This window comes from Bosea sp. Tri-49, assembly GCF_003952665.1.
Lineage (GTDB): Bacteria > Pseudomonadota > Alphaproteobacteria > Rhizobiales > Beijerinckiaceae > Allobosea.
This window is the reverse complement of sequence record NZ_CP017946.1, coordinates 4,798,092-4,810,109: the sequence shown is the minus strand read 5'-3', so window position 1 is coordinate 4,810,109 and position 12,018 is coordinate 4,798,092. Positions and strand designations below refer to the sequence as shown.

10 protein-coding genes are annotated in these 12,018 nt (G+C 66.7%); 3 read left to right on the top strand and 7 right to left on the bottom strand.

The features are described 5' to 3' along the window. The first annotated feature begins 78 nt into the window (after positions 1-78). Positions 79-1,782, top strand: a complete 1,704-nt coding sequence (locus tag BLM15_RS23255; RefSeq protein ID WP_126114986.1) for a dihydroxy-acid dehydratase — start codon at positions 79-81, stop codon at positions 1,780-1,782. A 249-nt stretch (positions 1,783-2,031) separates the two neighbouring features. On the opposite strand, the gene BLM15_RS23250 is transcribed toward BLM15_RS23255, so the two are convergent. From BLM15_RS23250 to BLM15_RS23220, 7 genes are all read right to left on the bottom strand, one after another. After that, positions 2,032-3,000 carry an ABC transporter ATP-binding protein gene (locus BLM15_RS23250; protein ID WP_126114985.1) on the bottom strand — a complete coding sequence of 323 codons (969 nt, stop codon included), beginning with the start codon at positions 2,998-3,000 and terminating at the stop codon, positions 2,032-2,034. Next, positions 2,993-3,976, bottom strand: coding sequence for an ABC transporter ATP-binding protein (locus BLM15_RS23245; RefSeq protein WP_126114984.1), 984 nt, complete (start codon positions 3,974-3,976; stop codon positions 2,993-2,995). Before BLM15_RS23245 ends, BLM15_RS23250 begins: the two co-directional genes overlap by 8 nt. After that, on the bottom strand, positions 3,973-5,478 hold the full coding sequence (locus BLM15_RS23240; RefSeq protein WP_206438557.1) for an amidohydrolase family protein: 1,506 nt from the start codon (positions 5,476-5,478) through the stop codon (positions 3,973-3,975). Before BLM15_RS23240 ends, BLM15_RS23245 begins: the two co-directional genes overlap by 4 nt. Continuing rightward, positions 5,475-6,674 carry an amidohydrolase family protein gene (locus tag BLM15_RS23235; protein ID WP_126114983.1) on the bottom strand — a complete coding sequence of 400 codons (1,200 nt, stop codon included), beginning with the start codon at positions 6,672-6,674 and terminating at the stop codon, positions 5,475-5,477. Before BLM15_RS23235 ends, BLM15_RS23240 begins: the two co-directional genes overlap by 4 nt. 32 nt (positions 6,675-6,706) lie before the next feature. Next, positions 6,707-7,642, bottom strand: coding sequence for an ABC transporter permease (locus tag BLM15_RS23230; protein ID WP_126114982.1), 936 nt, complete (start codon positions 7,640-7,642; stop codon positions 6,707-6,709). Then, entirely contained in the window at positions 7,632-8,624 is a 993-nt protein-coding gene (locus BLM15_RS23225) for an ABC transporter permease (protein ID WP_126114981.1), read from the bottom strand. The genes BLM15_RS23230 and BLM15_RS23225 overlap by 11 nt, the downstream gene beginning before the upstream one ends. A 167-nt stretch (positions 8,625-8,791) precedes the next feature. After that, positions 8,792-10,360 (bottom strand): ABC transporter substrate-binding protein, encoded by a 1,569-nt coding sequence (locus BLM15_RS23220; protein WP_126114980.1) that lies wholly within the window; start codon positions 10,358-10,360, stop codon positions 8,792-8,794. A 224-nt stretch (positions 10,361-10,584) separates the two neighbouring features. Here BLM15_RS23220 and BLM15_RS23215 point away from each other — a divergent pair, with 224 nt between their 5' ends. Together BLM15_RS23215 and BLM15_RS23210 are read left to right on the top strand one after the other, a co-directional pair. Then, positions 10,585-11,307: a GntR family transcriptional regulator gene (locus tag BLM15_RS23215; RefSeq protein WP_126114979.1), complete on the top strand. Its 723-nt coding sequence runs from the start codon at positions 10,585-10,587 to the stop codon at positions 11,305-11,307. Further along, entirely contained in the window at positions 11,304-12,008 is a 705-nt protein-coding gene (locus BLM15_RS23210) for a flavin reductase family protein (protein WP_236846388.1), read from the top strand. Before BLM15_RS23215 ends, BLM15_RS23210 begins: the two co-directional genes overlap by 4 nt. Positions 12,009-12,018 lie beyond the last annotated feature (10 nt).

The window sequence follows — 12,018 nt, the reverse complement described above, 5'->3', positions numbered from 1 at the left end:
GTCCTGCATCGGGCGGCCTCGACAGCGCCGGCGATCCCGGCAAGCTTCTCCTCAGAACAAATCCAGGGAGAAGCGGGCATGGCAGGCGAGAAGCCTAAGGGACGCGGCATCGCCGGCGGGCTGACCAACTATGGCGACCCGGACTTCGCCGCTTATCTGCGCCGCTCCTTCGCCCGCTCGATGGGCTATTCCGACGAGGCGCTGGCGCGTCCGATCGTCGGCATCGCCAACACCTATAGCGGCTTCAACAACTGCCACCGGCACTTCCCCGAACTGCTGGAGGCGGTGAAGCGCGGCGTGCTGATGGCCGGTGGCCTGCCGGTCGAATTCCCGACGATCTCGCTCGGCGAGGTCTTCCTCAACCCGACCAGCCTGAAGTTCCGCAACCTGATGGCGATGGGCACGGAGGAGATGATCCGGGCCCAGCCGATCGACGCCGTCGTGCTGATGGGCGGATGCGACAAGACCGTGCCGGCGCAGTTAATGGCGGCGCTCTCGGCCAATGTCCCGACCGTCGAGCTCGTCGCCGGGCCGATGTCGACCGGCCGCCATAAGGGCGAGCGGCTCGGCGCCTGCACCGATTGCCGCCGCTTCTGGGCCCGCTTCCGCGCTGGTGACGTCGACCAGGAAGAGATCGACATGGTCGAGGGCCGGCTCGCCACCACCGCCGGCACCTGTGCCGTGATGGGCACCGCCTCGACCATGGCCTGCATCGCCGAGACGCTGGGCTTGGCCCTGCCGCGCTCGGCTGCGATCCCCGCCGTCCACGCCGACCGGCTGCGCTGCGCCGAGGAAAGCGGCAAACGCGCCGTCGCATTGATCGGCACGCAAACCCTGCTTCCGCGCCAGATCGTCACCGAGCAGGCGATCGAGAATGCCTGGCGCGTGCTGCTGGCGATCTCCGGCTCGACCAATGCGGTGGTCCACCTCACCGCCATCGCTCGCCGCGCCGGCATCAAGGTCGACCTCAATCGCCTCAACCAGCTCTCCGACGAGACGCCGGTGCTGGTGAACCTGAAGCCGGTCGGCGACAACTACATGGAAGACTTCTTCGCCGGCGGCGGCGTGCCGGCTGTGCTCCGCGAACTCCGGGACCTGCTCCATCTCGACTGCATGACGATCACCGGCAAGACGCTGGGCGAATTGATCGACGAACCCCTGCTCGACCAGCTCGACCGCACGATCATCCGCTCGCGCCAGGACCCGGTCGATCCCGATGGCGGGCTCGTCGCGGTGTTCGGCTCGCTTGCGCCGCGCGGCGCCATTGTGAAACGGGCTGCGGCCGAGAAGCGCCTGCTCGAGCATGAGGGCCGCGCCGTCGTCTTCTCGTCATTGGAAGACCTCTCCGCCCGCATCGACGATCCCGATCTCGACGTCACGGCCGACGACATTCTCGTTCTGCAGAATGCCGGTCCCAAGAGCGCCGCCGCCATGCCGGAAGCCGGCTATCTGCCGATCCCGCGCAAGCTCGCGTCCAAGGGCGTCAAGGACATGGTCCGCATCTCCGACGCCCGCATGTCCGGCACCGCCTATGGCGCGATCGTGCTGCATGTCGCACCGGAAGCGGCGGTCGGCGGCCCGCTCGCGCTGGTCCGCAACGGCGACCGGATCAGGCTCAGCGTTGCCGAGCGGCGGCTCGACTTGCCGGTCGACGAGGCCGAGCTCGCGGCGCGCCGGGCCGCACTGTCTCAACCGCCCGCGAAGGCGCGCCGTGGGTATGACCGGCTTTATGACGCGCACGTGCTCCAGGCCGATGAAGGCGTCGATTTCGACTTCTGCTGAGCTTCGGCCGTCTTTCCGGGGCTTCGCGCAGCGAAGAGCCCGGAACCCATGAACACGACCTTCCCGTCATGGTCGGGCTTGTCCCGACCATCCACATCTTCATTTGGGCAAGACGGCGCTCAAGACGTGGATGCTCGCCACAAGGGCGAGCATGACGAGCTGGACCAGCGTCGTGTTCATGGGTTCCGGGCTCACCACTTCGCGGCGCCCCGGAATGACGGCGCAGTTCCGTGATCGGACGAAAGTCGTTCAAGCGAGGTGACAGGCGATTTCGAGCGCGCCTTCGCGGCGCAGCGCCGGTGCCTCGACACGGCAGCGCTCGACCGCCTGCACGCAGCGCGGATGGAAGGCGCAGCCCGGCGGCGGCGCGATCGGGCTCGGCACCTCGCCCGACATCGGCCGGCGCTCGCGGTTCGGCTTTTCAACGTCGGGGATCGTGTCGAGCAGGAGCCGCGTATAGGGATGGCGCGGCCGGGCGAAGACCTCTTCCGCCGGCCCGCTCTCGACGAAGCGGCCGAGATACATGATCGCGAGATGGTCCGACATGTGCCGGACCACCGAGAGATTATGGCTGATGAAGAGATAGGTCAGCCCGAACTCCTTCTGCAGCCGGACCATCAAATTGAGGATCTGCGCCTGCACGGAGACGTCGAGCGCCGAGGTCGGCTCGTCGCAGACCAGGAAGTCCGCCTCGGTCGCCAGCGCCCGAGCGATCGAGATGCGCTGGCGCTGGCCACCGGAGAACTCATGCGGGAAGCGACTCGCATCCGCTCGCGACAGGCCGACGATCTCCAGCAGGTCGCCGACGCGGGTCGCCGTCTCGCTCTCGTCCTTGCGCAGCTTCAGTTCGCGGATCGGCTCGGCGATGATATCGCCGACGCGCCAGCGCGGATTGAGCGAGGCATAGGGGTCCTGGAAGATCATCTGCACGCGCGGCGGCCCGACCGAGCCGTCGGCGCGCTTGATGTCCTTGAAATCCAGCATGCCCTGCGTCGGCCTCTGCAGCCCGACGACCATGCGCGCCAGCGTCGACTTCCCGCAGCCGGACTCGCCGACGATGCTGAAGGTGGTGCCGCGCTGGACGCTGAACGAGACGTTCTCGACAGCGCGTAGCACGCGGCGTGGCTCATGCGAAAACAGCCGCGACAAGGCCGGTGCCGAGACGTCGAAGCGGCAGGAGGCGGCGGAGACTTCGAGGATGGTGTTCGCCTCAACCATGGGCCATCTCCCGCAGCGGGAAATGGCAGGCGGCGGCATGGCCAGAGATCGGCAGGCCGGGCTTGGTCTCGCGGCAGAGATCCGTGGCGAAGCCGCAGCGCGGGTTGAAGGCGCAGCCGGCGGGAATGGCATTCAGCCGCGGCATCGAGCCGTCGATCTGGTTGAGCTGCGCATTGCGGCGATGCACGCTCGGGATCGAGGCCATCAAGCCGGCGGTGTAAGGATGGCGTGGCCGACGCGTCACCTCCTCGACCGGACCGATCTCGACGACGCGCCCGGCATACATCACGGCGACGCGGTCGGCGGTCTCGGCGATCACGCCCATGTCATGGGTCACCAGCATGATCGCGGTGCCATGCTCGCGGCAGAGCCGCTTCAGCAAGGTGGTGATCTGCGCCTGGATGGAGACATCGAGCGCCGTCGTCGGCTCGTCGGCGATGATCAGCGTCGGCTCGGCGCAGAGCGCGAGCGCAATGACGACGCGCTGGCGCATGCCCCCGGAGAACTGGTGCGGGTAATGGTCGATCCGCGTCTCGGCCGCGGGAATGCCGACCTCCTTGAGCAGATCGAGCGCCCGCTTGCGCGCTTCCGCCTTGCCGACCGGCAGATGCGTGGTGATGGTCTCGACCAGTTGTTCGCCGACGGTCAGCAGCGGGTGCAGCGAGGTCAGCGGATCCTGGAAGATCGCGCCGATCCGGCGGCCGCGCAGCTTGCGCATCGCCTCGGCCGGCAGGTTGTCGATGCGCTGGCCCGACAGCCTGATCTCGCCGCCAGCCAGGCGTCCCGGCGGATCGAGCAGGCCGATCACCGCCGTTCCGGTCAATGACTTACCGGCGCCGGACTCGCCGACCACTCCGAGGATTTCGCCCGGTGCGATCTCGAAAGAGACGCCGTCGAGCGCCGTCAGCGGGCCACGCCGCCCGTCGAAGACGATGCGCAGGTCGCGAACCGAGAGCAGCGCTGGCTGGGCGTTCACGCGGCGTCCTCCTGGCGTTCGATCGCGTAGCTGGACGAGAAGATCTCGCTCATCGGCGGGTGCCCCAGGGTGCGCTCCGGATAGCGCGCCATCACGCCTTCGAACTGCTTCTGGGCGCGGATGTTGTCGGCGGCTTCGTCCTGGCCGGGAATGGCCCGGTTCTCCATGACGAAGCGGCCGTCGATCACCACCGCCACGAAGTCGCGACCATGGCCGGTCAGCATCATCGTCTGGATGGGATCGATCACCTGCCCGCTATGCGGCCGGTCAAAGTCGAAGACGGTGATGTCGGCGCGGGAGCCGGGCTGGAGACGGCCGAGATCGGGCCGCTGCAGCGCGTTCGCGCCACCGATGGTAGCGGCGTCGTAATAATCCTCGGAACGTACGGCGCCGACATTGCCGGCCATGGTGCGGGCGAGGATCATGCCGACCTGCAGGTTCGTCACCATGTCCGGCGGGGCGGTATCGGTCCCCATGGCGATGTTGAGGCCCATGGCGCGGTAGCTGCCGAAATGGTTGATGGTGCCGCCATGCCGGCCCGAGACCAGCGGGCAATGGACGATGCTCGCACCGGAATCGCGGATGATTTCGAGGTCGCGGCCAGGGCGGTCGACCAGGCGGCTGCCGGAGACGACCGTGCCATGCGGCAGCAGGCAGCGCTCGTCGAGGAAGCCGAGGCTCTCCAGCCATTCCGGCGAGCTCATGCCGTGCTGGGCGAGGACGAGATCATATTCGATCTTCGACTGGCAGCAGTGGAGCCGGACAGGACTATCGAGTTCGCGCGCCGCGGCGGCGGTGCGGCGCAGCAGCTCGGCCGTCGAGGTCTCGATACGGTCGGGCGCGAACATCGCCCGGATCAGCCCGCCGGCCGCGCCTTCATGACGCCCAGCGAAATCGATGGCGGCGTCGAGCTCGGCGAGGCCGCGGGGCTCGTCGTAATGGGTGACGATGCGCCCGTCCGCCTCGACCAGCTGGTTGCCGGCGCGATAGGCCGGGCCGAGATAGGCGCGCAGGCCGAGATCGGCGGCCGCTTCCGCCGCGTCTTCGAACTCCTGCACCGTCTCGCCCCAGGCGCGGTAGAACAGCGAAGCGATCGGCAGCGCCGTGGTGATGCCGTTGCGGATCAGCTGGGAGAAGGCATAGCGCTTCTGGAAGGCCAGCTCCTCGCGCGAATACATCTCGTAAGGGCCGGCCTCGAGATAGCTGCGCGGCCAGACGCGACCCTTCTTCCAGGCCGGCTGGTTGTCATAGCCGAGGATGGTGGTGTCGAGATCCGAGAGCGCATCGCAATCGATGAAGCCCGGCCCGATCAGAGCATGGCCGTAATCGATACGCCGGGCGACCTCGCGCGGGAAGCCGTGGCCGACGAAGACGATCTCGCCGTTCTCGAACACGACCTCACCGTTCTCATAGAGGCGATGGCGGCCGTCCTTGTGGCCGACGACCCAGCGCGCGGTCAGCAGGATGCGGCCCTCCGGCCGCTTCTTGGCTTGCAGGGTCACGGCGCGGTCCTGATCGAGACGCCGTCGCGGGCGACGACCTTGCCGCGCTTGATCACGCGACGCTGGGCCGGACGGGTCGCGACGGCTTCGGCGATCGACTCGGTCGGCAGCAGGACGAGGTCGGCGACGCAGCCGACATCGAGCCCGTAGCCCTCGATCTCCATCACCTTGGCGCCTTCGGTCGTGCAGACGTCGAGCGCCAACCTGACCTCGTCGTCGCGGCGGAAGTTGTTGCGCAGGCCGACGAACATGGCCCGCTCCAGCATGTCGGCATTGCCATAGGGGCTCCAGGTGTCGCGGATGCCGTCGGAGCCGGAGCAGACGCGCACACCCGCCTGCAGCAACTTCTTCACCGGAGGAGCGGGACGGCTCGCCGGTGCGGTCGTCATGATCGCGATGTCGAGTTCGGCGAACTGATCGATCAGCGGGTCGATCAGGGCCGGGTCGGGCGTGCCCAGGCAGAAGGCGTGGCTGACCGTGACCTTGCCTTTCATGCCGAGCGCGCGGGTACGCTCGATGATCATGTCGAGCGAGAAGGCGCCGACCTCGCCGGGCTCGTGCAGGTGGATGTCGAGCGGCTTGCCATAGCGCTGGCAGAGCTCGAACACGGCGTCGAGATGGCCCTTCGGATCGCGGTCGATCGTGCAGGGGTCGAGCCCGCCGACGATCTCGCAGCCGGCCTTCATCGCCTCGTCCATCAATTCGAGCGTGCCCGGCCGGCGCAGCAGCCCCGATTGCGGGAAGGCGACGAGCTCGATGTCGACGATGTCGCGATACGCATCGCGCGTCTTCATCACGCCCTCGACGCCCCACATGCCATGCTCGGTATCGACATCGACATGGCTGCGGATATGGGTCGTGCCCTTGAGCGAGGAGAGGATGCTCTGGCGGGCGGACTGGCGAGCGGGATCGATGTCGAGCCGCTTCTTGTTCATCCGCTCATTGTCGATCTTGTCGAGCAGCTTCGGGCCGACTTCGTTGGTGTACCAGGGCAGGCCGAGCAGGCTCTTGTCGAGATGGGTATGGGCCTCGACCAGGCCGGGGATGACGATATCGCTCTTGCCGTCCTCGACCGCGACGCCGGCGGGCGCGGCGAGGTTCGCGCCAACCTGCGTGATCTTGCCGTTCTCGATCAGGAGATCGACGGCCTTGCCGGCATAGGGGCGGACATTGCGGAGCAGCAGGGAAGCGGTCATCGCAGGCGGATCCTCGTTTTGGCTTCTTGTCGTCAGCGCAGCTTCGGGTTCAGCGCGTCGCGAAGCCAGTCGCCGAGCAGGTTGACCGAGAGCACGATCAGGCCGAGCTGCAGCGAGGGGAAGACGACGAGCCACCAGGAGCCGGAGAACAGATACTGGTTGCCGATCCGGATCAGCGTGCCGAGCGAGGGCTGGGTGATCGGCATGCCAACGCCGAGGAAGGACAGCGTCGCTTCCGAGAGGATGGCGAGGCCGAGATTGAGCGTCGCTGCGACCATCACCGGGGTCAGCGTGTTCGGCAGGATGTGCCGACGCATGATCCGCCCGGCCGGCACCTTGATGATCCGCGCCGCCAGCACGTATTCCTTGCGCCGCTCGACCATGGTCGATGCCCGCACGGTGCGGGCATACTGCACCCAGCTGGTCAGCGCGATCGAGACAACGAGCACCGCCGCGGCAAAAGGATCGCGCAGCGCCGGCGGCAGCAGTTCGCGGAAGATCGCCGAAACCAGGATCGCCATCAGCAGCGTCGGGATCGACAGCACGGTGTCGCCGAGCCGCATCAGGAGGTTATCGATCCGCCCGCCATAGAAGCCGGAGACCAGGCCGATCGAGACGCCGATCAACATCGAGACCATGACGGCCGAGAAACCGATGATCAGCGACACCCGCGTGCCGTAGAGGATGGCGGAGAAGACGTCGCGCCCCTGCGGGTCTGTGCCGAGCAGGAAGGGCCATTCGCCGTCCGGCGACCAGATCGGCGGGATCTCGGCCTTGTCGATGAAAATCTGCGCGAGGTCGTGCGGGTTCTGCGGGGCGATCAGCGGGCAGAGCAGCGCGGTCAGGATCAGGACCGACAGCACCAGCGCCGAGAGCCAGGCGGCCGGTGTGCGCCGGAAACTCCAGCCGATGTCGCTGTCGAGAAAGCGGCGCAGGCGCCCGGGCTTGGCGGCGGCTTCAGCGGGCATTGGCGCCTCCCGAGAGCGCGTCCTCGCGCAGGCGCGGATCGACCCAGGCATAGGTCAGGTCGACCAGCGTGTTGAGCGAGACGAAGATGAAGGAGACGACGATCAGGTAAGCCGCCATCACCGGGATGTCGACGAAGGTGACGGCCTGGACGAAGAGCATGCCCATGCCCGGCCACTGGAACACCGTCTCGGTCACCAGCGCGAAGGCGATCAGATTGCCGATCTGCAGCCCGGTCACCGTGATCACCGGCATCAGGCAGTTGCGCAGCGCGTGGCGGAAATGCACGGCGCGCGACGGCAGGCCACGCGCCCTGGCGAAGCGAATGAAATCGGTCCGCATCGTCTCCAGCATCTCGGCGCGCACCAGCCGCATCACCAGCGTGATCTGGAACAGCGAGAGCGTGATGCCGGGCAGGATCAGCGCCTTGCGGCCCGACGCCGTCAGGAAGCCGGTGCTCCACCAGCCGATCTGGACGACCTCACCGCGGCCGAAGGCCGGCAGCCATTGCAGGTTCACCGAGAACACCAGGATGAACAGGATGCCGAGCGCGAAGCTCGGCAGAGAGACGCCGAGCACCGAGATGAATTGCAGCGCCTTGGCGAGGAGACTGTCTCGTTTGATCGCGGTGTAGACGCCAAGGGGTATGCCGACCGCCAGCGACAGGAAGGTCGCGACCAACACCAGCTCGAAGGTCGCCGGGAAGCGCTCGGCGATCAGCGTGAACACCTCCTGCTGATTGCGATAGGAGATGCCGAAATCGCCGCGCACGGCATTGCCGACGAAGGTCGCGAACTGCAGGACGAAGCCCTTGTCGAGCCCGAGCCTGGTACGCAGTTCGTCGCGCTGCTGCTGGCTCGCCTGCTCGTTCAGCATCAGTTCGACGGGGTCGCCGACGAAGCGGAAGGTCAGGAAGGCGAGGAACGCCACCGCCAGCATGACGCCGGCGGCGTTGACGAAGCGCTTGAACAGGAAGGCGGGCATTGGGGAAACTCCGCTGCCGAAGGTCTTGACGTCATTCCGGGGCTTCGCGCAGCGAAGAACCCGGAACCCATGACTGGGTGAGATGAGTCAGAGCGGCGATCGCGGCCGCTCGCCCGGTCGTGGGTTCCGGGTTCGCGCCTGCGGCACGCCCCGGAATGACAGGCAGATCACTTCATCATGGTCAGCCACAGGCGCGGCTTGTTGTCCGAAGCCTGGACCGTCGAGGCCATGGTGTTGCGCATCGCCCAGGCCATCGGCTGCTGGTGCAGCGGGATGAAGAGGTGCTCGGCCTTGGCGATCTTCAGCGCCTCCTTCATCATCTCGATGCGCTTTGGCGTATCGAGCTCGACACCGGCCTTGTCGGTCAGCGCATCGATGCGCGAGTCGCCCCAATTGCCCCAGTTGAAGACGCCGCCCGTGCCGCTCTTCGAGCGCAGCACCTGCACCAGCAGCGAATAGGCGTCGATCATCGGCTCATTGGCCCAGCCGAAGGAGATCAGGTCGAAATCGCCCTTCACCCGCTTCGGCGCCTGCTGGCTGCGCGGCGCGAGGCTGAGGTTCGGCTTCAGGCCAGCGCGCGACCACATCGCCGCGACCGCCTGGCAGAATTCCTCTTCGTTGACGAGCGAGTCGCTCTGGCAGTTCATCACAAAGGAGAAGCCGTTCGGATAGCCGGCATCGGCGAGCAGCTTCTTGGCGCCGTTGAGGTCGAAAGGCAGGCGCTGGTCCTGCGACGGCTCGTAGCCGGGGATCGCCGGCGCGACGAGCGCACCGGTGTTGCGCGAGAGGCCGCGCATCGCCCGCTTCTGCACCGCGTCGATGTCGATGGCGCGATAGAGCGCCTCGCGCACCTTGATGTCCTTGAAGGGGTTCTTGTCTTTGACGTCGCTCTCGACCAGCTTGTCGGTCAGGTTGAAGGCGAAGAAGACCGAGCGAAGTTCGTTGGTCTGCAGCACCTTGACCTCGCTCGAGGCCGTGAGGCGCGGCAGGTCCTGCAGCGGCGCGACATTGGTGAAGTCGATCTCGCCGGAGAGCATCGCCGCGACGCGGGTCGAGGACGAGGTGATCGGGATGAACTCGATCACATCGATGTTGTGCTGCGGCTTGTCCCACCAGCTTGGATTCTTGGCGAAGATCGTCTTGGAGTCGGCGCGCCGGCTCTCGACCTTGAACGGACCGGTGCCGTTGGCATTGTCGGTGGCGTAGCCCTTCACGCCCTTGCCGGAATCGGTGGGGAGCAGCGAGTTGTTCGCCTCCATCCACTCCTTGTCGAAGACGAAGATGTTGGTGAGGTCGTTGAGCAGCAACGGATAGGGACCGTTGACCTCGATTTCGACGGTGTAGTCGTCGATCTTCTTTGAGCTCTTATAGGCGGGAAGGTTGCCCTTGAGCGGCGAGGTGTCGTGGGTGACGCGCTGGAGCGAGGCGATGACGTCGTCGGCCGTGAACGGATTGCCGTTGTGGAACTTGACACCTTGGCGCAGCTTGAAGCGCCAGGTCGTCGGCGTCACAGTCTCCCAGGATTCCGCCAAAGCCGGCTCGATCTTGAGATCGCCGGTATAGCGCACCAGCCCCTCATAGACATGGTTCAGGACCGAGAGCGTGAAGGTCTCGCCGAAGGAGTAGGGATCGAGCGAGGCGATCTCGCGCGCCGAGCCCCATTTCAGCGTCTTCGCCTCGACCGCGCCGTTCAATGCGAAAGCGGCGACGGCCGCCAGCAACCAGGCCTTCTTCATCGAACACTCCCCTTTTTTGCTTGCCGCCGGCCCGCTTCGCGCGCCGGGGAATACCGTTCAGTTGCCGCCTCTGTGATCATCGTGGCGCTTTCCGCGCCATCTCGTGTGCGATCATTGAGCAAACTTGCATACGATACAAGCACCGTATTGTATGCGATTATTGAAGACAAGCCGAAACTCAGCCGATGCCGCGCCCGACCCGTCCATCCCGAGCGAAGATGCCGATGACCAATGGCAAGGAGACCGAGACACGCGGGCCGGTGCCGCGCGCGCAAGCGGTCTACAAGGCGTTGCGGCGCGCCATCATCGAGCAGGCGCTGAAGCCGGGCATGAAGCTCCCCGAGGATTCGATCGGCGAGCAGCTCGGCGTCAGCCGGACCCTTGTGCGCGAGGCCTTCGGGCGGCTCGCCGTCGAAGGGCTGGTCGAGCTCAAGCCCAATCGTGGCGCCAATGTCGCCTATCCGACGCTCGAGGAGGCGCGCGACGTCTTCGATGTCCGCCGCGGGCTGGAACGGCTCGTCGCCGAGAACCTGGCGGGGCGGCTGACCGCGGCGCAGGCCACCGAGCTCGAGGCTCATGTCCGGCTCGAGGAAAAGGCGCACGGGCAGGATGGGCCTGAATCGATCCGTCTTTCCGGCGAATTCCATATCAAGCTCGCCGAGATGACCGGCAACGCCCTGCTCCTGCGCTATGTCCAGGAAGCATCGTCACGCTGCTCGCTGATCCTCGCCATCTACGGCCGGCCGCACTCCTCCGAATGCGCCGTCTCCGAGCATCGCCAATTGATCGAGGCGCTGCGCGCTGGTGACGCTGCCCGCGCCGCCGCGCTGATGGACCACCACCTGCAGTCCGTCGTCACACGCGCTCTGCTCGCGCCCCGCGCTGAGCGCGATATCCGCGACGTGCTCGCGCCCTATGCCTTGAGTGAAGGATTGACCCCATCGTGACCCAGACGCTGACGCAGGACCGGCCGGCCGCCGCCGAGATCGTCACCTTCGACTTCGCTGCGTTGACCCCGCGCGAGCGCTACAAGCTCCTGATCGGCGCGGTGGTGCCGCGCCCGATCGCGCTGGTGACGACGATCGATGCCAACGGCATCGTCAACGCAGCGCCGTTCTCCTTCTTCAACTGCCTTTCGGCCGATCCGGCGATCCTGGCGCTCGGCATCGAGTACCGCCAGACCGGCGGGCAAAAGGACACTGGCCGCAATGTCCGCGAGAGCCTCGCCTTCACCGTCAACATCGTCTCCGACGCGCTGCTCGATGGCATGAACGCGTGCGCCGTGCCATTCGAGCCCGGCACGGACGAGCTCGCCGAGGCCGGCCTTACCGCCATGCCCGGCGTCAAGGTGCCCTGCCCCTGGATCGGCGAGGCGCCGGCCGCCTTCGAGTGTCGCCACCACACCACGCTCGGCATCGGCAATTCGCGCGAGATCATCCTGGGCGAAGTCGTCTACGCCCATTTCCGCGCCGACACGGTCGATAAGGTGAAGCACTATGTCGACCCGGTCGCGCTCGACGCGATCGGCCGCATGGGGGGGCATGGCTACGCCACAACGCGCGACTATTTCGACCTGCCGACCATGTCGGTCGCCGATTGGCGCGGCGATCGCTCCAGGGCGCGACGTACCCGGCCCGCCCGGCGCTGAGCGAATGCGT

What these genes read in the sequence shown, in the direction of transcription:
- BLM15_RS23255 (WP_126114986.1), top strand. Translation starts at nt 79, where the DNA reads ATGGCAGGCGAGAAGCCTAAGGGACGCGGCATCGCCGGCGGGCTGACC.
- BLM15_RS23250 (WP_126114985.1), bottom strand. Translation starts at nt 3,000, where the DNA reads ATGGTTGAGGCGAACACCATCCTCGAAGTCTCCGCCGCCTCCTGCCGC.
- BLM15_RS23235 (WP_126114983.1), bottom strand. Translation starts at nt 6,674, where the DNA reads ATGACCGCTTCCCTGCTGCTCCGCAATGTCCGCCCCTATGCCGGCAAG.
- BLM15_RS23230 (WP_126114982.1), bottom strand. Translation starts at nt 7,642, where the DNA reads ATGCCCGCTGAAGCCGCCGCCAAGCCCGGGCGCCTGCGCCGCTTTCTC.
- BLM15_RS23225 (WP_126114981.1), bottom strand. Translation starts at nt 8,624, where the DNA reads ATGCCCGCCTTCCTGTTCAAGCGCTTCGTCAACGCCGCCGGCGTCATG.
- BLM15_RS23220 (WP_126114980.1), bottom strand. Translation starts at nt 10,360, where the DNA reads ATGAAGAAGGCCTGGTTGCTGGCGGCCGTCGCCGCTTTCGCATTGAAC.
- BLM15_RS23215 (WP_126114979.1), top strand. Translation starts at nt 10,585, where the DNA reads ATGACCAATGGCAAGGAGACCGAGACACGCGGGCCGGTGCCGCGCGCG.